The sequence below is a fragment of the Novosphingobium mangrovi genome (genome assembly GCF_022818885.1).
GTDB lineage: Bacteria > Pseudomonadota > Alphaproteobacteria > Sphingomonadales > Sphingomonadaceae > Novosphingobium > Novosphingobium mangrovi.
On the sequence record NZ_JALHAT010000065.1, the window covers coordinates 1 to 20,222 of the forward strand.

Here is a 20,222-nt window from a genome sequence, read left to right on the forward strand (position 1 = left end):
GTGTTTGGCGGCGTGCTTCGCTGCGGTGAGAGGCCCTCTAAGTGACACCTCCGATTCGGTCAAACCCTTTTTTCAAAAAAGTTTCATCAAATCATGCCAGACCGGATTGTTCCGGCCTGAGGCTTATGTGGGGCTCCCCCCCGTCCGGTTCAAGGGTGTCTCGTGGCCCACGGTTCATAGCCAACCTGTCCCACTCCGGGCGCTGCCCATCGGATGGTTTGTTTACCTGCCCGCCTTAGCCTAGGGTCTCGAGTTCGAGATCCAGCCCCGGGACGAAGGGTCTGGACGCCCAATGGGAATACGCGCGCCTGATGTCCTCCTGTCCACCTCCTGCCATCAGCGTGGCCATGAGCGTCTACAATGGGGAACGCTACCTGGCGCAGGCCATCGAGAGCGTGCTCGCCCAGACCTTTGCCGATTTCGAGTTCCTCATCCTCGACGACGGATCGCGCGACGGATCGCGGGCGATCCTGGAGCGCTACGCAAAGAGCGATGCGCGTATTCGTCTGACCTTGCGCGAGAACAGAGGGCTCATTGTCAGCCTCAACGAGCTTGTCGCCATGGCACAGGCCCCCATTATTGCGCGCATGGATGCCGATGACATCTGCCGCTCGGACCGCTTTGCCGTTCAATATGCCTTTCTGGACGCCCATCCCGAGTACGGCGTGGTGGGCAGCTGGAGCGCGGACATCGACGGCGAGGGCCGCCCCCTCGCCCCGATCGGCGAGGATCACCCGTGCACGCACGACGAGATGCTGGCCGCGATTGCCCGGGGCGGCCAGCTCATCTGCCACCCCTCGGCCATGATGCGCCGCGCGGTTGTATTGGAAGCGGGCGGCTACCACGCCGCCTTCCGGCATTGCGAGGACCTGGACCTGTGGCTGCGCCTTGCCAGCCTCACCCACCTTGGCAACATTCCCGAGAGACTGCTCCAGTACCGGCGCTATCCCGAACAGGTCTCCTCGCGCCATGCGACCGAGCAGCAGATCGGGAGCGCGGTTGCGCGTCTCGCCTATGCCGAGCGGGCAGCCGGGCGGAGCGACCCCACGGCCGATCTGGAACGCCTGCCGCCGCTCGACGCCTTTGACGCCCTCTTCGGGCGCGAAGGCGTGACGCGCGCGCTGCGCGGCAAGATCGCCCTGCACCTTGTCTATTCACGCGAAGCGATGGGCGGAGATGGCTTTGCCCTGCTTTTGAAGCACATTGAGGATGGGGGCGAGACGCAGGGCCTGTGGCGTACCGTCATACGCCTCGCGCGCTTCGGCCTGCCGGGCCGTGCGCTGCGCCTCGCCAGGGCCTTGCTCGCACGATGAGTGTGCAGGGGAATGTGCGGGGAGCCGCCCTGTGGTCGATGGGCGCACAATACGCGACCTTCACCGTCCAGTTTGCCGCGAGCGTCATCATCTCGCGCTTCTTCCTGCTGCCCGCCGACGTCGGCCTTTTCTCCATCGCGCTCGCCGCGGCCATGCTCGTCTCCATTTTCCAGGACCTGGGCATTACCCGCTTCATCTCGGGCCAGCCCCAGATGGAGCCGGGCGCTGTGCCGTTCTATGCAGGCGTCGCGGTGACGATTGGCTGGTCGGTCGCGCTTGTCGTTGCGCTGGCCGCGCCGCTCGTGGCGCACCTTTATACAGAGCCCGCCCTCGCCCCACTGCTGTGGCTGATCGCGGCCTCCTATCTCGTCACCCCTTACGCCACGGTCCCTGCCGCCCTGCTGGTGCGCGCGATGGACTTTCGCGCGCTGTTCAAGGTGAATGCGGGCAGCGCGCTGGCCGGAAATGGCACCGCGGTCGCCCTTGCTGCGATGGGCTTTGGAGCCGGGTCCCTCGCCTGGGGCGTTCTGGCCACCGCGCTCGTGCGCGCCGCGCTCGCCAACTGGCAGCGCCCGGTGCGCCCCCGCCTGCCCCGCGTGCTCGCCTCGGTCCGGCCCATGCTCGGCTTCAGTTCGATGTCCTTTGTGCTGAGCGCGAGCGCGGCCATCGGCCAGCGCTCGCAGGACCTCATTGTCGGACGCCTCCTTGGCCTTGCCGCGACCGGCCTGTTTTCCCGCGCGAGTGCGCTTGCCGGACAGCTCACCACCCTGCTGACGGGCGCCATCGGCACCGTCTTCTACGCCGCCTTTGCCCGCAAGCGCGACGCGGGCGAGCCGCTCGCCGAGCCCTATCTGCACCTTGTCGCCTGCTATACCGCGCTCAACTGGGCCGCGATGCTGGGTCTGGCGCTCGCCGCCGAGCCGCTGGTCATGCTGCTCTATGGCCCCAACTGGATGGGCTCGGCCTCGCTGCTGCGCTGGACGGCGCTGGGCGAGATCTTCTTCGTGGCCGTTCCCCTGCAGATGGACGTACCACTGCTGCTGGGGCAGATCCGGCGCCTCGTGTGGGTGAACCTGCTCGATACCTTCGCCGCGGTCGCGATCCTGACCGCGGGTGCCTGGATCAGCCTGGAGGCCGCGGGCCTGAGCCGCATCGCCTATGGCTTCGTGTGGTGGGCGATCTACGCAAGCTATCTCGCGCGCCTCATGGCCTTTCCCTTCACAGCGCTGGTGCGCGTGTACCTGCGCAGCGGCGCCTGCGCGCTTGCGGCGGGCCTCCCGCTTCTGCTCGCGCGGTGGACCGGACACGGCGGGGCCGCGATGCCCTTCCTGCAACTTCTCGTTCTTTCGGGACTGGGCGTCGGGCTCTGGCTTATCGCCCTAGCCCTCACCCGCCACCCGGCCTGGGGTGAGGTGCGGGCGATGCTCACCGCCCTCGCCTCGCCGCTGCGCGCGCGGCTCGGCCGCTGAGGAGAACGCCCATGCGCATGGCCTATCTCATCCTTGCCCACGACAACGCCGCGCAGTTGCGCGAGCTCGTCGAGCGCCTGCTCGTGTCCGGAAACGAGGACATCGTAGTCATCCACGCCGACCGCGCCTCGCTGCTCTGGCCCGAGCTGGAAGGCGAGCTTCCCGGACCTTCCGGGCGCGTCCATCTGATCCCCGATCCGGTGACGGTGCGCTGGGGGCACTGGAGCCAGGTTGCCGCAGTCACCAAGCTGGTGGGCGAAGCGCTGCGCCTTGGCTGCGACGCGGCCCACCTCATCAGCGGGGCCGACTGGCCGCTGCTGCCGCGCGCCGCTCTGGCGCAGAAAATGGCGAGGGGCCTGTGCCATATCGAGGTGCGCCCCGGCCACCTGGAAGAACGCATGCAGACCTACCGCTTCGACACGCGCTATCTGCGGCTCCATCCGCAGGAGGACGCGCGCGCCTATGCGGTGACCTGGCAGCTGCGCCGCCTTGCCCGCTGGAGTGATACCGCACGGCGCCTCTTGCGCCTTGAAAGGGCGCGTCCGTTCGGCCCATGGTCCTATGGGGCGACGTGGTGGTCGCTTCCCGCCGATGCCCTGCAGACCCTGGGCGAGATCCTGCCCTGCACGATCGCCTCCGGGCGCCTCAACGGCACCGTGTGCAGCGACGAACATGTCATTCCCACCATCATCGGTTCGCACTTCCCCGGCCGGCTCGCCCCCAACCGCCGCTTCGTCGACTTTCCGGAAGGTGCCTCCAGCCCGCGTACGCTGACGCGCAAGGACACGCCCGCCCTGGAGGCCAGCGGTGCCTTCTTCGCGCGCAAGTTCGACATGGGGCTTGATCCCTTCTTTCTCGACCTACCCCGCACCTGATACGCTCTGCCCTTCCTGCAAAGGGATGCAATTTGCGCGCAAGGCCCCTAGATAGCGGCCATGCCACCTGACAGCGCTGCTCCCAATTCCGATGCCAACCACGACGGCTGGCGCACCCTCCTGCGGTTCCTCCCCTATCTGTGGCCGCGGGAAAACAAGGCCTTGCGCGTGCGCATCGTCATCGCCTGCGTGTTCATCCTGGCCTCCACCGGCACGCAGCTGCTGCTGCCCTACCTCCTGCGCTGGGCAGTCGATGCAATGGGCGCCACCGGCCCCAAGCTGATCCAGCTCGCGATGTGGACGGTGCTGGGCTATGCGGCCGGACGCCTGCTCCAGACCAGCTTCGACAACTTGCGCAACATCGTCTTCGAGCGGGTCGGCCAGGACGCGACGCGCGCGCTGGCCGAGAACGTCTTTGGCCAGCTTCATCGCCTCTCGCTGCGCTTCCACCTCTCGCGCCGCACCGGCGAGATCACCAAGACCATCGAGCGCGGCACCAAGAGCATCGACACGATGCTCTACTTCATGCTCTTCAACATCGCGCCGACCGTGCTCCAGCTCGCGATCGTCGCGGTCATCTTCTACGTCAATTTCGGCCCCGGCCTCGTCGCCGCGACCGCGACCGCCATTGTCGCCTACATCTGGGTGACGCGCACGATCACCGAGTGGCGCACCAAGCTGCGCCAGCAGATGAACCGGCTCGACGGGCAGGCGCTCGACCGCGCGGTCGATTCGCTCCTCAACTACGAGACGGTGAAGTACTTTGGCGCCGAAGCGCGCGAGCAGGAGCGCTATGCGTCCGCCACCCGCGCCTATGCAGAAGCGGCCGTAAAGAGCGAGAATTCGCTTGGCTTCCTCAACATCGCGCAGGCCGTGGTGACCAATCTCCTCATGGCCGGCGCGCTCGCCTGGACCGTCTGGGGCTGGTACCGGGGCGAGTACACGGCGGGCCAGCTGGTCTTCGTACAGACCTACCTCACCCAGCTGTTCCGCCCGCTCGACATGCTCGGCATGGTCTACCGCACCATCCGCCAGGGCCTGATCGACATGGCCGAGATGTTCCGCCTGATCGACACCGAGGTCGAAGTGCCCGACCGCCCGAGCGCCCCCGCGCTCGCGATCCGCGAGCCCAGCGTCACCTTCGAGAACGTCGTCTTCGGCTACGAGCCCGACCGCACGATCCTCAAGGGCCTCTCCTTCCACGTCCCCGCAGGACACAACGTTGCGCTGGTCGGACCTTCCGGCGCGGGCAAGTCGACCATCGCGCGCCTGCTCTTCCGCTTCTACGATCCGCTCGAAGGGCGCATCCTGATCGACGGGCAGGACATCCGCGAGGTGACCCAGGCGAGCCTGCGCGCCGCCATCGGCATCGTCCCGCAGGATTCGGTGCTGTTCAACGACACCATCGGCTACAACATCGCCTATGGCCGCGATGGTGCGGGCATCGCGGACGTGGAGGCCGCCGCGCGCGGCGCCGCTCTGATGCCGCTGATCGACCGCCTCCCCCAGCGCTTCGACACCGAAGTGGGCGAGCGCGGGCTCAAGCTTTCAGGGGGCGAAAAGCAGCGGGTCGCCATCGCCCGCACGCTGGTCAAGAACCCGCCGATCCTGATGCTGGATGAGGCCACCAGCGCGCTCGACACGCGCACCGAGAAGGACATTCTGGGCACGCTCCAGCGCGTTTCGCGCGACCGCACCACGCTCTCCATCGCGCACCGTCTCTCGACCATCGCGGGCTCGGACCGCATCCTCGTCCTCAACGAGGGGCGGCTTGTCGAGAGCGCCAGCCACAGCGAACTCCTCGCCCAGCGCGGGCTCTATGCCGAGATGTGGGCGCGCCAGGCCAGCGAAGCGGAAGATCTGGACGAAGCCGCCGAGTAACCTTAGCAACTTCACCTTTGAACCAGAGGAGGAGGGATACGATGCGACGAGCTTCATGGGCCGCGCTTGCGCTGGCCGCTTTGATTGCGCCCACTGGCGCTCTTGCCGACAATACCGCGACCACGCAACCGGGCGCGGCGCAGGTCCCCAAGTCGATCGCCAAAATCCTCGCCAAAGGTGACGGTGCCACGCCAGAAACCGCTTACAAGGTACGTAGCGTCAAGCAGGAATACCAGGTTCTCGCCGCGTTTGGGATGCAGCGGCGACGGCAGGCCCTCGTCATGCAGGACAAGTCCTACGACCGGATCGAGGCAACCCATCCCGAAACCGGAGAGACGCGTACGTTCTGGTTCGACATCAGCGCATTTTACGCTCGAGGCTTTTGAAGCCGCGGCGATGGCCGCCCGCTAGCAGCTTGGTGCAGCGGGTTGCATTCAGCGCAGCGTTTGGGCAAAAGCGGCGCATTCGCAAGGACCCGGTGCAATTCCGGGTGGCTATCCCGGCCGCCGATCCGCCGGGCAACATCACACACATGCCTTTGAAGACCCCCGGATTTTTGAATTGAAACCCGGGGCTCCCATGTGCCTGATGCGGAAAAATTACCTAAATGAGCAGCTTTCTCACCCACTACCGCCAGGGATGGCGGTCGAACATTCGCGCCGACGTGCTTTCGGGCCTCGTCGTGGGCCTCGCCCTGATCCCCGAAGCCATCGGCTTCTCGATCATCGCCGGGGTCGATCCGGCGGTCGGCCTCTGGGCCTCGGTCGCCATCGCGATCATCATTTCCTTCACCGGCGGGCGTCCCGCGATGGTCTCGGCCGCGACCGCCTCGGTGGCGGTGCTGGTCGGCCCGCTCGTGCGCGAGCACGGCGTCGACTATCTCTTTGCCGCGACCATCCTGATGGGCGTGTTCCAGATCATCGCAGGGATCCTGCGGCTGAACCTCGCCATGCAGTTCGTCTCGCGCTCGGTCATCACCGGCTTCGTCAACGCGCTCGCCATCCTGATCTTCATGGCCCAGCTGCCCGAGCTGACCGGCGTCACCTGGCACACCTACGCCATGATCGCGGGCGGCCTTGCGATCATCTACCTGCTGCCGCGCCTGACCACCGCCGTCCCCTCGCCGCTCATCGCCATCGCGGTCCTCACCGCGATCTCGCTGACCTTCGACACCCCGGTCCACACCGTGGGCGAGATGGGCGAGCTGCCCAAGGGCCTGCCCTCCTTCGCCTTCCCGCAGGTTCCGCTGACCTTCGAGACGCTGCAGATCATCACCCCCACCGCGCTCGCGATGGCGGCGGTCGGCCTGCTCGAGACACTCCTCACCGCGCAGATCGTCGATGACATGACCGGCACCGATTCCTACAAGCGCATCGAGTGCCGCGGCCAGGGCATCGCCAACATCATCGCCGCGATGTTCGGCGGCATGGGCGGCTGCGCGATGATCGGCCAGTCGGTCATCAACGTGACCTCGGGGGGCCGCGGGCGCCTTTCGACCCTGACCGCGGGTATCTTCCTGTTCATCCTCCTCGCCGCGCTCGGCCCCTGGGTCGGCCAGGTCCCGATGCCCAGCCTCGTTGCGGTGATGATCATGGTCTCGATCGGCACGTTCTCGTGGAACTCGATCCCCAACCTCAAGCGCCACCCCTGGCAGAGCTCGGTGGTCATGGTCGCGACCGTCGTCACCGTGGTGGCCACCAGCGATCTGTCGAAGGGTGTGATCGTGGGCGTGCTCCTCTCCGGCGTCTTCTTCGCCCAGAAGGTTCAGCGCCTCTTCACGCTGGAGCGCACGGTCGAGGGCGACACCGCCACCTACCGCGTCGCAGGCCAGATCTTCTTCGCCTCGGTCCACCGCTTCATCGAGCAGATGGATGCGGCGAGCGAGACGGCCCCCAAGGTCGTCATCGACATGGAGAAGGCGCACCTGTGGGACATTTCCTCGGTCGAGGCGCTCGACAAGGTCGTTGCCGAACTGGCCAAGGGCGGCGCGGACGTGCGTGTCGTTGGCTACAACCGGGCGAGCGCGGACATCGTCGACAAGTTCGCCGCGCACGACAAGACAGGCTTCGAGCTGGGCACCGTGCCGCACTGATTGTTTCGCCGGGAACCGGGCAGGTATTCACGGGTTTGTAATATACGAACCCTTGACTGCCCCGCCTGAGTTCCCGGAGTACCCCGTTGAAACGTTCCCTGCGCCACCTGCCCGACCTGACGACCACCCTCCTCTACGCCGCCGCGCTGGCTCCTGCCGCCGCCGTTTTGCTGGTGGTCAGTCCTTTCCAGGTCTGATCAAGACGCATCCGGACACGAAAAAGGGCGAGACGGCCCAGACCGTCTCGCCCTTTTTCGTGTCTGCAGACCGTGCAGGTCACATGACCACGTCGGCCTCATGCCAGATCACCGCCTGCGCTGCCTTCATGCAGTTCTCGGCCGTGTCCCAGCTGATCGAAGGCGACCCGTAGAGCCGCCAGCCCTGCTCCAGAGCCTCGGAAATCCGCTCGCAGAAGGCGCGGTCGTCCTTGCCGGTGAGGAGGCGATAGATCGGGCGGTCTTCAGGCGTTTCGTATTGCGACATGGGCGCGGCATCCTTTCCAAATGGCCTTTACCCGATGCCTAGCCACTCCAGAGGCGCAGGCAAGCCCTGCCCGCAATAATCCACCTGCAACACGCGCCGCCCCGTCGCGCGTCCATCCGCAGGATCGGACGCATGCAGGATCGGGGTGCGGTAGAGCCAGACGTCTCCCGCCTCGGCAAGACAGATGGCCTGCTGCGATTGCGCCACCTGCGCCTCCACGTCCGCGACCGGGACCCGCCCCCAGGTATGCGAGCCACGTGCGATGCGCAGCGGCGCATTGCCGCCATTGACCGGATCGAGGTGAATGCGCACGGTCATCATCGCCTCGATCACCGCAAAGGGCGGCTCGACATGGCAGATGCCCTGCTTGATGCTCCAGGGACCATAGCCCGGTACGTCATAGCGCGCACGCACGGCAATCGTGCGGTCCTGATGCCAGCCCAACGCCCAGTTTCGATCCGCGCGCTTGTCGAACAGCACCGCGCGAACCGGCTGCATCGGGCGTCCGGACCGGGCCTCGACCTCGCCCCCTACAAGGCTTCTCGCGCCAAGCAATGTCTCCAGCCCCGGCGCACCGGAAAGCCGCACGCCCGCCTGTCCGACCGGGTAGTCGGCAAATTCAGCCAGAAGCGCGGGCAGGATCGCGGTGGCGAGCCCCGCGACGCGGCAGGCCCCATCGCGATCCAGGTCGAGCGAGGAGGGGCAAGGATGTGTGGTGTTCATCACGTTGGCGGATCTCTCTTCACGAACGCGTCGCGTTTACAAGAAGAGGAACAGGAATCCGATTCAAGGGGCCATCGCCCCTTGCCCCGAACTCGGCAACCTCGCCTTTCTCAACCAAGGCCGCGTACGGAACGCAACCTAGACCGTTTGGGGAGCCCGAGGGCAATGGCCCTCGGAAAGTCCTTCTTCGTCCGGCTCACCCAGCCTTTGACTGGAGCGCCTCCAGTACGGCGAGCGCCCGCTCCTTCTCGGCAAAGGGCACGAAGACGTGGTCGTGGTGGAAGGCGGCAACCATGTTGCAGGCGATTCCAGCCTCGGCCAGCGCGGTGGAAACCGCCGCCGTCAGCCCGTGGCCATCCAGCGCGGAGTGGACCTCCAGCACGATGCGGGCCATCGGGAGCGAGGTGTCGTGCCCCGCCATTTCGGCAAAGGCGAGGGGAAGGATCTGCGAGAGACCTTCCGCCTCGGCGAAGCTGGCAATGGCCTGCGTGAGCGGCGCGCCGCCGGTGCAGAAAATCCAGGTTTCCGGATCGAGCCAGGGCGACATCCCCGCGATCATCGCGCGTCCCTCGCGCACCGGCCCGTCCGTCATTACAGGATGTACTTGGAAAGATCGGCGTTGCCGGCCAGACCTTCGAGCTTCTCGCGCACGTAGGCCTCGTCGATCGTCACCGTCTCGCCGCCACGGTCCTCGGCCTCGAAGGAGAGCTCCTCGAAGAGCTTTTCCATGACCGTCTGGAGGCGGCGGGCGCCGATGTTCTCGACGCTCTCGTTCACCTGCGCGGCGATCTTGGCGACTTCGCGCACCGCGCCCTCGGTCATCTCGATGGTGAGGTCCTCGGTGCCCAGCAGCGCCTTGTACTGGGCGACCAGGTTGGCGCGCGTTTCAGCAAGGATGCGCACGAAGTCCGCCTCGGTCAGGGCCTTCAATTCGACGCGGATCGGCAGGCGGCCCTGGAGTTCGGGCAGCATGTCCGAGGGCTTGGACACATGGAACGCGCCCGAGGCGACGAAGAGGACATGGTCGGTCTTCATCGCGCCGTACTTGGTGGCGACGGTCGTGCCCTCGATCAGCGGCAGGAGGTCGCGCTGCACGCCCTCGCGGCTGACCGTGCCGCCGCGCTGGTCGGAGACCGCGATCTTGTCGATCTCATCCAGGAAGACGATGCCGTTCTGCTCGGCATCGGCGATGGCGACGCGCTGGACATCGTCCTGATCGAGCCGCTTTTCCGATTCCTCGTCGACCAGCTTGTCCCAGGCTTCGGGCACCTTCATCTTGCGCCGCACGGTCTTCTGGCCGCCGAACGCCTTGCCCATCATGTCGGAGAGATTGATCATCCCGACCGAGCCGCCCATGCCGGGGATCTCCATGGCGCCGCTCGGCGCGTCCTCGACCTCGATCTCGACTTCGGTGTCGTTCATCGCGTTCTGGGTGATGCGCTCGTGGAAGGCGGCGCGGGTGGCCTCGGAGGCCCCTTCGCCGACTAGCGCGTTGAGCAGGCGGTCCATCGCCGCCTTGCTGGCCGCCTCGCGCACGGATTCGCGGCGGCGCTCCTTTTCAAGCCGGATCGCTTCCTCGACAAGGTCGCGGGCGATCTGTTCGACATCGCGGCCGACATAGCCCACTTCGGTGAACTTGGTCGCTTCCACCTTCACGAAGGGCGCATCGGCCAGCTTGGCGAGGCGGCGGCTGATCTCGGTCTTGCCGCAGCCCGTCGGGCCGATCATCAGGATGTTCTTGGGCGTCACCTCGTCGCGCAGGTCCGCGGAGAGGCGCTGGCGGCGCCAGCGGTTGCGCAGCGCGACCGCGACGGCCTTCTTGGCCTCGGACTGGCCGATGATGTGCTCATCGAGCGAAGCCACGATGGCCTTGGGGGTAAGGGTGTCTTTCATGGGTCTCTTCGCTGCAATCAGATGGTTTCGACCGTCACGCGGTCGTTCGTGAAGACGCAGATGTCGGCGGCGACCTGCATGGCCTTGCGTGCGATCTGTTCGGGATCCTCCTCGTAGGCGTCGAGCGCGCGCGCGGCGGCCAGCGCGTAGTTGCCGCCCGAACCGATCGAGGCGATCTGGGTGTCGCCCAGAGCCTCGGGTTCGAGCACGTCACCGTTGCCGGTGAGGATCAGCAGCGAATCGGCGTCCGCCACGATCATCAGCGCTTCCAGGTTGCGCAGGTACTTGTCGGTGCGCCAGTCCTTGGCAAGCTCGACCGCCGCGCGCATGAGCTGGCCGCGGTGCTGCTCCAGCTTGCGCTCAAGACGCTCGAACAGGGTGAAGGCATCGGCCGTCGCGCCGGCAAAGCCGCCGATGACCTTGCCGCCCTCCCCGATGCGCCGGACCTTGCGCGCGTTGGGCTTCATGACGGTGTTGCCCATGGAGACCTGACCGTCTCCGGCGATCACCGTACGTCCGCCCTTGCGCACGCCGATGATCGTCGTCCCATGCCACTGTACCAGGCCGTGGCTCGCTGCATCGCTATTCATGGGCGAGGATATATGCCCGCATGTGTGCCGTTCAAGACATAGCCTGCGCCCGATTGCACGCCCCCCACGCAAAAGGCGCGCGGGAGTGTGCATCCCGCGCGCCTTTGCAATGGATCTGCGGCCCTTTCGAGGCCGCGCTCTTCAAGCCTGAGCGATCAGCTGCCGTTCGGGCCCGGGCCCTGCGGAGCCTGACCGCCGCCCATGCCGCCGGTGCCCACCGCGCCGATGTTGCCGAACAGGTCTTCGAGCAGCGTGCGGTGACGGCCCAGCGTGGGCGTCTTGTCGCCATTGGGGCTGATGCGGGCGACCTGCTCCATGCCGCGGCGCTGGACGTCCAGCACGTTGTCGTTGGCGTCGAACTGGACACGGAACACGGTCTGCTGATCGGTGCGCGGCTTGCGGAACGCGGGCGTCTTCACCGTCTGCGAGACATAGTACCAGTCCTTGGCGCCGAACTGGCTTTCGAAGGTCGGGCGGCCCAGCGTGCGCTCCACCGACTGGCGGTTGTCGACGCCCGGCTGCACCGAATCGACCAGCGTCTGGTCCACGATGTACCCGCGATGGTCCTTGATCGAGCTGCAGCCCGCGACCAGCGCGCCGAGCGCGAGGAGCGCCCCTGCCGACCTGAGCTTCAAACCACGGTTACCCATCACTACACTCCAAAACCTCGGGGACATGGCGGGCAAGGATCCTTGCCAGCGCGCCTGCCGCCCATGTATCGGCATCAGGCCTTAAGGCCCCGAAAGCGCGTGCGCAATGGCTGTGCGCCCAAAGGGACCCGATTTGCACTGCCTGGCCAGTGCCGATTGAATTGCCGCTGAACGAAGGAGTGCTCTGCCCCGTGTCGTTGTTTTCCCGCCTCATGGGCACACGCAAGGCGCCGCGCACCAACATGCGCCCGCTCTGGCACCGCCTCGTGGAAATTGCCCGCGAGGAACATTGGTATGCACGCGAAGGCGTTGCCGACACGGTGTCGGGCCGTTTCGATGCGGTGACGCTGGTGATGGCGCTGGCCATGCTGCGCATGGAGCGCGCCGCGCTGGACGCCGAGGCGCCGGCCCCGCTCATCAATGCCTCCGCGCACCTCACCGAACTCTTCGTCGAGGACATGGACGGCCAGCTGCGCCAGTCGGGCGTGGGCGATCTTGTCGTGGGCAAGCGCATGGGCAAGCTGGTGAGCGTCCTTGGCGGGCGCATCGGCGCGCTGCGCGATGCGCTTGCCCCGGACAGCGACACCGCGCTCGAGGACGTTCTGGCGCGCAACGTGACCCTCAACGAAGGCGCCCCAACGGCCGCGCTGGCCGAGGCCGTGCGCGCACTTCACGCCACCTTCCAGTCCCTCTCCGACGACGACCTGCTAGCCGCAAGGATTGCGCGATGACTTCTTCCCCCGACACCCCCTCTTCCGGCCCCACCCCGGCCCCTGAATTCTCGCACACGGTCGACGTGCGCCAGGTCGAAGGGCTGGCCCCGCGCCTGGAAGCGAACGAGGCCGAGCGCGCGGCGCTGGCCAGGCGCTTTGGTCTGGTGCGCCTCGACAAGCTGGTCGCCCAGCTTGAACTCAGCCGCAAGGAGCGCACCGTCTCGGTCACCGGCACGCTTGATGCCGCCTGGGTGCAGACCTGCGCGATCTCGGCCGATGAACTTCCCGTGGAGATTTCGGGCGAGCCCATCGAGGTGCGTTTCGTGCCCCAGCTCACCGGCTACGCTCCCGATGCCGAGATCGAGCTCGACAGCGACGACCTTGATGAGATCGAATATTCCGGGACCTACATCGACCTTGGTGAAGCGGTCGCGCAGTCGCTTGCACTCTCGATCGACCCCTACCTGACCGGCCCCGACGCCGAAGCCGCGCGCGCCGAGGCAGGCCTGTCGACACCCGAAGACAACAGCCCCTTCGCCGCGCTCAAGGGCCTGACCGGCAAGGACTGAGCCCTGCGGGCAGCCTGAACGCAAAAAGGGCGGGATACCCTGTGGTGTCCCGCCCTTTTTTGTTTTGGGATCGAGGCTACGATCAGAACGGAATATCGTCGTCCAGATCGTCGCCGAAGCCGCCGCCCGAGGAGGAGGACGACGAACCGCCGCTGCGGCCCCAGTCGCTGCCGCCCGAGGACGCGCCGCCACCCGAGGAACCGCCGCCCCAGCTGTCGCCGCCACCCGACGAACCGCCCGAACGGCCCCAGTCGCCGCCGCCCGAAGACGAGCCGCCACCGCCACCCCAGCTGTCACCGCCCGAGCTGCCGCCCATGCCGCCACCGCCGCGCTGGCCACCGCCACCGCCCGCGCTGTCGAGCATGGTCAGCACGCCGCCCATGCCCGCGACCGAGATTTCGGTGGTGTAGCGGTCGTTGCCGTCGCGGTCCTGCCACTTGCGGGTGCGCAGCTGGCCTTCGATGTAGACCTTCGAGCCCTTGCGCAGGAAGCGCTCGGCAACGCCGACGAGGCCGTCGGACTGGAGCACGACCTGGTGCCACTCGGTACGCTCGCGGCGCTCGCCGGTCTGGCGGTCCTTCCAGGTTTCCGAGGTCGCGATGCGCAGGTTCGCCACGCGCCCGCCGTTCTGGAACGACTTCACTTCGGGGTCGGCCCCGAGGTTGCCGACGAGGATGACCTTGTTGACGCTGCCTGCCATGGATGAATCGCTTTCTTCTGAATTTCGGCCACCGGAGTTAGCGAATGGCTGCCCGGGACGCGAGTCGTGCGCGCCTGTTTTTAACAGCCCTGCCTGAATTGCGGTCTAGAGCCCCGCCCAGACCGCCAGCCAGTAGGTCGCTCCGGCTGCCACGTAGGCAAGGCCGAAGAGGTAGGCGAGCATGAAGGTCGGCCACTTCCAGCCATTGGTCTCGCGCCGGGTGACGGCAATGGTCGACATGCACTGAGGCGCAAAGACGAACCAGGCCAGGAACGCGAGCGCCATCGGCAGGGTCCAGCGGCCCTTGAGCTGCTCGCCCAGTTCGGCCGCTTCCTCGTCCTCGTCGCTCGCATCGACCGCGTAGGTCGTCGCCAGCGAGGAGACCGCCACTTCGCGCGCGGCCATCGCCGGGATCAGCGCGAGCGCCATGTCGCGGTTGAATCCGATCGGCTCGACCACCACGGCCAGGCCATTGGCGATCTTGCCCGCGAACGAGGCATCGACCTGGCTCTGCCCAGGTTCGGCGCGCGGGAAGCTGAGCATGATCCACAGGACCACCGTGACCATGAAGATGATCGTGCCCGCACGGCGCAGGAAGATCCACGCGCGCTGCCACAGGCCCAGCAGAAGGTCGCCCGGCCGGGGCAGCTGGTACTTGGGCAGCTCCATGATGAAACCCGAAGCCGCGCCCTTGGTCACCGAGCGGCGCAGGATGAGGGCGACCAGCATCGCGCCGAGCACACCTGCGACATAGAGCGCGAAGAGCACGAGGCCCTGCAGGCCCACGCCCCAGCCCACGCTCTCGTTGGGGATGAAGGCGGCGATGATGACGGCATAGACCGGCAGGCGCGCCGAACATGTCATCATCGGGGCAATCAGGATCGTGGTCAGGCGGTCCTTGGGATCGGTGATCGAACGGGTCGCCATGATGCCCGGAATGGCGCAGGCAAAGCTGGAGAGCAGCGGAATGAAGCTGCGCCCGGAAAGGCCCACGCTCGCCATCATGCGGTCCATCAGGAAGGCGGCGCGCGCCATGTAGCCCGAGGCTTCCATGGCGAGGATGAAGGCGAAGAGGATGACGATCTGGGGCAGGAACACCACCACCGAGCCCACGCCCGAGATGATGCCCTCGGTCAGGAGATCGCGCACGAAGCTCGCGGGCATGAGGCCCGTTACACCGTCGTGCAGCGCGCCCACACCGGCCTCCAGCGCGTCGGCGAAAGGCGTGGCCCAGGCGAAGACCGCCTGGAAGATCACGAACAGGAGCGCGAACAGCACGAAGGGCCCGGCCCAGGGATTGAGCAGGACCGAATCGAGACGTGCATGCAGGCGGCGCTGGCGGGTTTCCGAAAGGATCGCGCCGTTCGCCATCGCGTGCGCGGCCACGCGCCGCTCGGTCTCGCCGATCTCGGTAAGGCTTGGCCCCGGCTCGCGAAGCCCGGCCGAAGACGCGGCTTCGGCGAGCTCGGTCAGGCCACGGCGGCGCACCGCCACGGTCGGCACCACGCGCACGCCCAGCTCTTCCTCCAGAACCGCGGGATCGAGCACGAGACCGTCGCGCTCGGCCAGGTCGACCATGTTGAGCGCGATCACGGTGGGCTTGCCCAGCGCGAGCAGTTCCTGTGCGAAGACGAGGTGCTGTTCCAGGTTCGAGGCGTCGAGGACGACGACCAGAACATCGGGCTCGGCCTCGCCGGGAAATTCGCCGCGGATGACCTTGGAGGTCACTTCCTCATCGGGGCTCGTCGCATCGAGGCCATAGGCGCCGGGAAGGTCGGTCAGCTCGACCGGCTCGCCGGTCGGCAGCACCAGGCGGCCCGACTTGCGCTCCACCGTAACGCCCGGATAATTGGCGATCTTCTGGCGCGCGCCGGTCAGCGCGTTGAACAGCGCGCTCTTGCCGGCATTGGGATTTCCGACGAGGGCAATCTTGCGGGGACGGCTCATGCCGGGGTGCTCTCCAGATCGCTCACCTCGATCGCGGCGGCGTGGGCGCGGCGCACCGCGACGACCATGCGCCCGATGCGCAGCGCGATGGGGTCACGCCCGCCGAACACGCCGCGCTGCGACACCGAAACCTGCGCGCCGGTATCGACGCCCAGCGCGCGCAGACGCCGCGCTTCCTCGGGGACGAGCTGGTCCCAGTCGACCGCAACGATGCGGACCTTCTGATCGATGGGTTGTTGATCGAGAGTCATAAGATGGCGCTGCCAGATTAGAGGCTTCTTTGCAACTGCTTCGCAATAAGCAGGACGCCATGTCATTGGCCGAAATCAAATCTTGCAGGCGCGCAACATGGCGCGCCTGCAGACGCGGATGCCGGTGTCAGCGCGCCGGGTAGCGCAGGCGCCCGAGGAGACGGGTCAGGCTGAAGCGCTCGTCGGGCGAACGGGTAAGCTGTGCCTTGACCTTCTCAAAGCGCAGGATGCCCTCGATCCGGCGCTCCAGAAAAGCGCGGGTTTCGGGCTTTTCCGGGTCCTTCTCGCGCGCGTAGACCTGCAGCGTCGCGGCATAGAGCGCGCCCAGCGTGGTGCGCTTGGTGTAGTGGTTGTAGTCGGTCGCGGTGTCGCCCGCCACGCGCCACATGAGGTCCGCGCTGTACCAGCCCAGTTGCGCGGCGCGCGCGAGGTTTTGCGGCATTGCCATGATTGCCAGCGCGCGGGTGAGCGCTTCCTCGCGCCCGCTCGCGGCCTCAAGACGGGCCATGACGAGACGGCGGATCTTCTCGCGCACGGGAACACCCGCCAGCGAGTCGGCGGGAACCGCCGCGAACATCCCCGCGTCGATCGCCTCGATCCAGGCCTCGATCATCGCCATCTGCTTGCCGCCAAAGGCATAGGCGGCAAGTTCGGGATCGACGCCGTGCTGGCGCGCGGCCTGTTCGACGGCCTGCGCGCTCCAGCCATCGAAGGCGGCGGCATCGGCAATCGCGGGCGCCAGATTGCGGCGCAGGTCGGCGAGAGTGGTGGCTTCTTCCATGCCCTGTTCCTTCAGAAAGTGGGGCCGTAGACGGGCTTGGAGTTCTTGCTGGCGCCTTCGGTCACGTTGTCGTCGATGACCTTCACCAGATAGCTGTCCTTGCCATTCAGTTCGGCATAGTCACGCGCGCTGCGCCCCGAATTGTCGGTGCGCGAGGGATCGGCGCCGGCCTTGAGCAGCGCCTTCATCAGTTCGGTATCGCGGCGGTGGACGGCCGAGATCAGCGGGGTCTCACCGGCATCGTTCGAGTCGTTGGTGCGCGCACCGTTCTCGATCAGATAGATCGCGCCGTCGCGCCAGCCCAGGTTCACCGCCTGCTGGAGCGGCGTGCGGCCGTGGTCATCGGCGAGGTTGGGCTCGGCGCCCTTCTGGACGAGGTAGCGCAGCCAGGTGATGTCGCGGCGCTGGACAACGATGTGGAGCGCGGTTTCCCCGCTCGTCACGTCCCTGGAATTGACGATGAGGGGCGTGCTCATGATCGCCTGCTCGACCTCTTCGCCTTCCTTCTTCTTCACCGATTCGAGGAACTTGTAGCCTTCGGAGAAACCGGTCTGCGCCGCAGCGCCCGTCGCCAGCGAGCCCGCCGCGAGGCCTGCTGCGGCCAGCGCCAGGGCACCTTTCAGAAACAGCCGGCCAAGCGGCGTTCCGTTCCGGTTCGCAAGTTTCGACACCTTTGATATCCTTCCGTGAATTCTCAACAAGCTGGGCGCGCGCCCTCCATCCGCGCCTTGCAAGTCGCGGTCTAGCAGAGCATGAACCGCTTCGCCATGACCCATCTTGCCTCCCGCACCGTCCGCCGCACGCTCCTTGCCGCAACGCTTGGCCTCAGCCTTGCTCTTGCGGGCTGTTCGGGCGGCAGCGACACGCCCGAAATGCCCCCCATCGTCGGCACCGACATCACCGGCGCGGAGATCGGCGGGCCCTTCACGCTCGTCGACACGGACGGCAAGACCGTCACCTGGAAGGATTTTCGCGGCAAGTGGGCGATGCTTTACTTCGGCTACACCTTCTGTCCCGACGCCTGCCCGATCGACGTGCAGGAAATGATGATGGGCTACAACGCCTTCGCCAAGGCCCATCCCGAGGCCGCCGCCAAGGTCCAGCCCATCTTCATCACCATCGACCCGGCGCGCGACACGCCCGAGATCGTGGGCGAATGGACCGCCGCCTTTGGCGAGAACCTCAAGGGCCTTACCGGCACGAAGGAGCAGGTCGATGCCGCCGCCAAGGCCTTCGCGGTCTACTACGGCAAGGGCGCCGAGACGCAGGGCGGCTACCTCATGGACCACTCGCGCTTCGTCTACCTGATGAACCCGCAAGGCGAGCCCGTCGCCATGCTGCCCGTCGACAAGGGCCGCAAGGCCGTCGCCGGCGACCTGGAGGCCCTCGTCCAGTGAGCGCCCGCCCGTTCTGGGAGCGCCCGCTCGCCAGCCTCGACAAGGCGCAGTGGGAAGCGCTGTGCGATGGCTGCGGCCAGTGCTGCCTGCACAAGGTGGAGGACGCCGACAGTGGCGAGATCTACCACACCAATGTCGCCTGCAAGCTGCTCGACACCAAGACTGCGCTGTGCAGCGACTACCCCCACCGCAAGCGCGCGGTGGCCGATTGCCTGACGCTGACCCTGCGCACCGCAGGCTCGCTTCCCTGGCTGCCGGAAACCTGCGCCTATCGCCTGCGCGCCGAGGACCAGCCCCTGCCCGAATGGCACTACCTTGTCTGCGGTGATCGCCAGGCGGTCCACCGCGCCGGGGTTTCGGTGGCGGGCCGCGTGGTCAGCGAGATCGATGCAGGCCCCCTCGAACAGCACATCATCTGGCCTGAGGGGATGGAGCAGGAATTCGAGATCGAGGACGGCCAGAACCCCTGGGACATCGTCGAAACCGAAATCGGGGCCGACGATGAGGAGCGGGACGACTGAGGCCGATGCTCGACTGGCTCAAGCGCGATCCCCGTCAGGAGCCCAGCGTCACGCTGTGCGGGCGCGACGTCCCCATTGCCTTGCGCCGCATGGAGCGCGCCCGGCGCATGACCATGCGGCTCGCGCCCGATGGCAGCGCGGTGCGCATCACTCTTCCCCCCTATGTGCGCGAGAGCGAGGCACTTGCCTTCGCCCGCTCGCGCACGGCCTGGCTGGAAAAGCAGCTGCGGGCAGTGCCCGAAGCCAGCGAGCTGGCCGACGGGGCGCAGATCCTCTTTCGCGGTGCCTCGCTGGTCCTCGCCCACGATCCCGACGCCCCGCGACGGGTTGTGCTGGGGACCGAGACGCTCGAAGTCGGCGGCCCCACATCCTCGCTCCCCTCGCGCCTTGCGCGCTGGATGCAGGGTGAGGCCCGGCCCCTCCTGGAAGAGGATCTGGCCGAATACTGCGCGCGCGCCGGCCAGCCTACACCCGCGCTGGCCCTGTCCAGCGCCAAGCGCCGCTGGGGCAGCTGCGCGGCCAACGGCGCGATCCGTATCAACTGGCGGCTTGTCATGGCCCCCGATGCGGTGCGCCGCTCGGTCGTCGCGCACGAGGTCGCCCACCTTGTCCATTTCGACCATTCACCCGCCTTCCACCACTGCCTCAAGACCATCTTCGAAGGCTCGGTCCACGAGGCGAACCGCTGGCTCAAGGCGCACGGGCGCAGCCTCTATGTCCCCTTCGGCTAGCGTTTGCGCGCAATAGGCTCTAAATAGCCCCCATGCTTTTCTCAAAACGCTCCGGATACTGGCAGGACGTCAAGCCCACCGGCATGCTCGCGGACTTCCGGTTCGTGTGGCAGCAGGCGGGCACCAACCGCTGGCGCATCGCCGCGATCTCGGCGGCCTGTACCTTTGCGATCTTCTACATGATGGCCGGCCAGGAGGGCTCTGCCCCCCATCCCCCACCCAAGGTGACCTGGATCGCGACGCTGCCCGAAGGCCGCACCGACGAGGAAATCCTGAAGGAAAACATCGCCAACCAGAAGGCCAAGGAAGAGCTGGCCTTCGAGCAGGCCAAGCGCGACAAGGAAGTGCGCGAGATCTACAAGACGCTGGGCCGCTGGTCGGGCATGGACGTCGACAGGATCGCGCGTGAGGCCGAGGCCGAGCAGGCCGCCGAAGAGGCCGCCAAGCTCAAGGAAATCGGCAAGCCGCGCCTGCCCGAAGGCGCCGTCGCGCCCAGGATGCCCGGCGAGACCGCTGGCGAACCCTCGGCCGAAACCGGCGACGCCCCCACCCGGCCGTGAACGACGATTCGCGCTGGCTTGCCGCGGCGGCTGCGCTTGCCGCGTGGGCCCGCCCGCTCAGCCGCCCCAACCCCGGCGTCGGC

23 protein-coding genes and 1 other annotated feature are annotated in these 20,222 nt (G+C 66.9%); of the genes, 12 read left to right on the forward strand and 11 right to left on the reverse strand.

Annotated features, from left to right (window positions below):
• Window positions 1–311: 311 nt before the first annotated feature.
• From MTR65_RS19220 to MTR65_RS19245, 6 genes are all read left to right on the forward strand, one after another.
• Entirely contained in the window at window positions 312–1,313 is a 1,002-nt protein-coding gene (locus tag MTR65_RS19220) for a glycosyltransferase (protein WP_268739552.1), read from the forward strand.
• A gap of 38 nt (window positions 1,314–1,351) precedes the next feature.
• A complete protein-coding gene (locus MTR65_RS19225) occupies window positions 1,352–2,782 on the forward strand; it encodes an oligosaccharide flippase family protein (RefSeq protein ID WP_243803028.1) in 1,431 nt (476 codons plus the stop codon).
• A gap of 11 nt (window positions 2,783–2,793) precedes the next feature.
• Complete coding sequence (locus MTR65_RS19230; RefSeq protein WP_243803030.1) at window positions 2,794–3,657, forward strand: glycosyl transferase; 864 nt, start codon at window positions 2,794–2,796, stop codon at window positions 3,655–3,657.
• Window positions 3,658–3,717: 60 nt separating this feature from the next.
• Window positions 3,718–5,538, forward strand: coding sequence for an ABCB family ABC transporter ATP-binding protein/permease (locus MTR65_RS19235; RefSeq protein WP_243803032.1), 1,821 nt, complete (start codon window positions 3,718–3,720; stop codon window positions 5,536–5,538).
• Between the two features lie 41 nt (window positions 5,539–5,579).
• Entirely contained in the window at window positions 5,580–5,924 is a 345-nt protein-coding gene (locus MTR65_RS19240) for a DUF4919 domain-containing protein (protein WP_243803034.1), read from the forward strand.
• Between the two features lie 82 nt (window positions 5,925–6,006).
• Window positions 6,007–6,062: a sequence feature (sul1 is cis-regulatory element that is thought to sense ions involved in sulfur or methionine metabolism; They are found in Alphaproteobacteria), on the forward strand.
• 83 nt (window positions 6,063–6,145) lie between these two features.
• On the forward strand, window positions 6,146–7,630 hold the full coding sequence (locus tag MTR65_RS19245) for a SulP family inorganic anion transporter (protein ID WP_243803037.1): 1,485 nt from the start codon (window positions 6,146–6,148) through the stop codon (window positions 7,628–7,630).
• A 276-nt stretch (window positions 7,631–7,906) separates the two neighbouring features.
• Here MTR65_RS19245 and MTR65_RS19250 read toward each other — a convergent pair whose 3' ends face one another.
• From MTR65_RS19250 to MTR65_RS19275, 6 genes are all read right to left on the reverse strand, one after another.
• The gene (locus MTR65_RS19250) at window positions 7,907–8,113 is read right to left on the reverse strand and encodes a DUF1737 domain-containing protein (protein WP_148626424.1); all 207 of its coding nucleotides are present in this window, start codon (window positions 8,111–8,113) and stop codon (window positions 7,907–7,909) included.
• Between the two features lie 27 nt (window positions 8,114–8,140).
• Window positions 8,141–8,836, reverse strand: a complete 696-nt coding sequence (locus MTR65_RS19255; RefSeq protein ID WP_243803039.1) for a phytanoyl-CoA dioxygenase family protein — start codon at window positions 8,834–8,836, stop codon at window positions 8,141–8,143.
• Between the two features lie 196 nt (window positions 8,837–9,032).
• Window positions 9,033–9,428, reverse strand: a complete 396-nt coding sequence (locus tag MTR65_RS19260) for an ACT domain-containing protein (protein ID WP_243803042.1) — start codon at window positions 9,426–9,428, stop codon at window positions 9,033–9,035.
• Window positions 9,428–10,729, reverse strand: coding sequence for an ATP-dependent protease ATPase subunit HslU (gene hslU / locus MTR65_RS19265; protein ID WP_243803044.1), 1,302 nt, complete (start codon window positions 10,727–10,729; stop codon window positions 9,428–9,430). The genes MTR65_RS19260 and hslU overlap by 1 nt, the downstream gene beginning before the upstream one ends.
• A 17-nt stretch (window positions 10,730–10,746) precedes the next feature.
• Window positions 10,747–11,319: an ATP-dependent protease subunit HslV gene (gene hslV / locus MTR65_RS19270; protein ID WP_243803046.1), complete on the reverse strand. Its 573-nt coding sequence runs from the start codon at window positions 11,317–11,319 to the stop codon at window positions 10,747–10,749.
• A gap of 155 nt (window positions 11,320–11,474) precedes the next feature.
• Window positions 11,475–11,969, reverse strand: coding sequence for an outer membrane protein assembly factor BamE (locus MTR65_RS19275; RefSeq protein WP_226638262.1), 495 nt, complete (start codon window positions 11,967–11,969; stop codon window positions 11,475–11,477).
• Between the two features lie 191 nt (window positions 11,970–12,160).
• Between MTR65_RS19275 and MTR65_RS19280 the strand changes: the two genes are divergently transcribed.
• Window positions 12,161–12,700, forward strand: coding sequence for a ubiquinol-cytochrome C chaperone family protein (locus MTR65_RS19280; RefSeq protein ID WP_243803048.1), 540 nt, complete (start codon window positions 12,161–12,163; stop codon window positions 12,698–12,700).
• Window positions 12,697–13,251, forward strand: a complete 555-nt coding sequence (locus MTR65_RS19285; RefSeq protein ID WP_243803051.1) for a YceD family protein — start codon at window positions 12,697–12,699, stop codon at window positions 13,249–13,251. Before MTR65_RS19280 ends, MTR65_RS19285 begins: the two co-directional genes overlap by 4 nt.
• A gap of 82 nt (window positions 13,252–13,333) precedes the next feature.
• Here the strand turns inward: MTR65_RS19285 and ssb are convergent, their stop codons facing one another.
• The 5 genes from ssb to MTR65_RS19310 all read right to left on the reverse strand — a co-directional run bounded on the left by ssb (window position 13,334) and on the right by MTR65_RS19310 (window position 17,601).
• A complete protein-coding gene (gene ssb, locus MTR65_RS19290; protein WP_243803053.1) occupies window positions 13,334–13,951 on the reverse strand; it encodes a single-stranded DNA-binding protein in 618 nt (205 codons plus the stop codon).
• Window positions 13,952–14,056: 105 nt separating this feature from the next.
• Window positions 14,057–15,898 carry a ferrous iron transporter B gene (gene feoB / locus MTR65_RS19295; protein ID WP_243803055.1) on the reverse strand — a complete coding sequence of 614 codons (1,842 nt, stop codon included), beginning with the start codon at window positions 15,896–15,898 and terminating at the stop codon, window positions 14,057–14,059.
• Entirely contained in the window at window positions 15,895–16,149 is a 255-nt protein-coding gene (locus MTR65_RS19300) for a FeoA family protein (RefSeq protein WP_039392652.1), read from the reverse strand. Before MTR65_RS19300 ends, feoB begins: the two co-directional genes overlap by 4 nt.
• A gap of 127 nt (window positions 16,150–16,276) precedes the next feature.
• Window positions 16,277–16,930, reverse strand: coding sequence for a COQ9 family protein (locus MTR65_RS19305; protein WP_243803057.1), 654 nt, complete (start codon window positions 16,928–16,930; stop codon window positions 16,277–16,279).
• Window positions 16,931–16,941: 11 nt separating this feature from the next.
• The gene (locus MTR65_RS19310) at window positions 16,942–17,601 is read right to left on the reverse strand and encodes an ankyrin repeat domain-containing protein (RefSeq protein WP_327194351.1); all 660 of its coding nucleotides are present in this window, start codon (window positions 17,599–17,601) and stop codon (window positions 16,942–16,944) included.
• Window positions 17,602–17,697: 96 nt separating this feature from the next.
• Between MTR65_RS19310 and MTR65_RS19315 the strand changes: the two genes are divergently transcribed.
• The 4 genes from MTR65_RS19315 to MTR65_RS19330 are packed head-to-tail and all read left to right on the forward strand — an operon-like array spanning window position 17,698 to window position 20,139.
• The gene (locus MTR65_RS19315) at window positions 17,698–18,327 is read left to right on the forward strand and encodes an SCO family protein (RefSeq protein WP_243803060.1); all 630 of its coding nucleotides are present in this window, start codon (window positions 17,698–17,700) and stop codon (window positions 18,325–18,327) included.
• The gene (locus MTR65_RS19320) at window positions 18,324–18,848 is read left to right on the forward strand and encodes a YcgN family cysteine cluster protein (RefSeq protein ID WP_243803062.1); all 525 of its coding nucleotides are present in this window, start codon (window positions 18,324–18,326) and stop codon (window positions 18,846–18,848) included. Before MTR65_RS19315 ends, MTR65_RS19320 begins: the two co-directional genes overlap by 4 nt.
• A 5-nt stretch (window positions 18,849–18,853) precedes the next feature.
• Window positions 18,854–19,579, forward strand: coding sequence for a M48 family metallopeptidase (locus tag MTR65_RS19325; RefSeq protein WP_243803064.1), 726 nt, complete (start codon window positions 18,854–18,856; stop codon window positions 19,577–19,579).
• Between the two features lie 32 nt (window positions 19,580–19,611).
• Window positions 19,612–20,139 (forward strand): hypothetical protein, encoded by a 528-nt coding sequence (locus MTR65_RS19330; protein WP_243803066.1) that lies wholly within the window; start codon window positions 19,612–19,614, stop codon window positions 20,137–20,139.
• Window positions 20,140–20,222 lie beyond the last annotated feature (83 nt).

Excerpts from the sequence above, each read along its gene's own strand:
- MTR65_RS19285 (WP_243803051.1), top strand. The coding sequence starts at position 12,697 with ATGACTTCTTCCCCCGACACCCCCTCTTCCGGCCCCACCCCGGCCCCT.
- MTR65_RS19260 (WP_243803042.1), bottom strand. The coding sequence starts at position 9,428 with ATGACGGACGGGCCGGTGCGCGAGGGACGCGCGATGATCGCGGGGATG.
- MTR65_RS19250 (WP_148626424.1), bottom strand. The coding sequence starts at position 8,113 with ATGTCGCAATACGAAACGCCTGAAGACCGCCCGATCTATCGCCTCCTC.
- MTR65_RS19315 (WP_243803060.1), top strand. The coding sequence starts at position 17,698 with ATGACCCATCTTGCCTCCCGCACCGTCCGCCGCACGCTCCTTGCCGCA.
- MTR65_RS19255 (WP_243803039.1), bottom strand. The coding sequence starts at position 8,836 with ATGAACACCACACATCCTTGCCCCTCCTCGCTCGACCTGGATCGCGAT.
- MTR65_RS19235 (WP_243803032.1), top strand. The coding sequence starts at position 3,718 with ATGCCACCTGACAGCGCTGCTCCCAATTCCGATGCCAACCACGACGGC.
- MTR65_RS19325 (WP_243803064.1), top strand. The coding sequence starts at position 18,854 with ATGCTCGACTGGCTCAAGCGCGATCCCCGTCAGGAGCCCAGCGTCACG.
- MTR65_RS19305 (WP_243803057.1), bottom strand. The coding sequence starts at position 16,930 with ATGGAAGAAGCCACCACTCTCGCCGACCTGCGCCGCAATCTGGCGCCC.
- MTR65_RS19220 (WP_268739552.1), top strand. The coding sequence starts at position 312 with ATGTCCTCCTGTCCACCTCCTGCCATCAGCGTGGCCATGAGCGTCTAC.
- MTR65_RS19240 (WP_243803034.1), top strand. The coding sequence starts at position 5,580 with ATGCGACGAGCTTCATGGGCCGCGCTTGCGCTGGCCGCTTTGATTGCG.
- ssb (WP_243803053.1), bottom strand. The coding sequence starts at position 13,951 with ATGGCAGGCAGCGTCAACAAGGTCATCCTCGTCGGCAACCTCGGGGCC.
- MTR65_RS19330 (WP_243803066.1), top strand. The coding sequence starts at position 19,612 with ATGCTTTTCTCAAAACGCTCCGGATACTGGCAGGACGTCAAGCCCACC.
- MTR65_RS19300 (WP_039392652.1), bottom strand. The coding sequence starts at position 16,149 with ATGACTCTCGATCAACAACCCATCGATCAGAAGGTCCGCATCGTTGCG.
- MTR65_RS19225 (WP_243803028.1), top strand. The coding sequence starts at position 1,352 with ATGGGCGCACAATACGCGACCTTCACCGTCCAGTTTGCCGCGAGCGTC.
- hslU (WP_243803044.1), bottom strand. The coding sequence starts at position 10,729 with ATGAAAGACACCCTTACCCCCAAGGCCATCGTGGCTTCGCTCGATGAG.
- feoB (WP_243803055.1), bottom strand. The coding sequence starts at position 15,898 with ATGAGCCGTCCCCGCAAGATTGCCCTCGTCGGAAATCCCAATGCCGGC.
- MTR65_RS19245 (WP_243803037.1), top strand. The coding sequence starts at position 6,146 with ATGAGCAGCTTTCTCACCCACTACCGCCAGGGATGGCGGTCGAACATT.
- MTR65_RS19275 (WP_226638262.1), bottom strand. The coding sequence starts at position 11,969 with ATGGGTAACCGTGGTTTGAAGCTCAGGTCGGCAGGGGCGCTCCTCGCG.
- MTR65_RS19230 (WP_243803030.1), top strand. The coding sequence starts at position 2,794 with ATGCGCATGGCCTATCTCATCCTTGCCCACGACAACGCCGCGCAGTTG.
- hslV (WP_243803046.1), bottom strand. The coding sequence starts at position 11,319 with ATGAATAGCGATGCAGCGAGCCACGGCCTGGTACAGTGGCATGGGACG.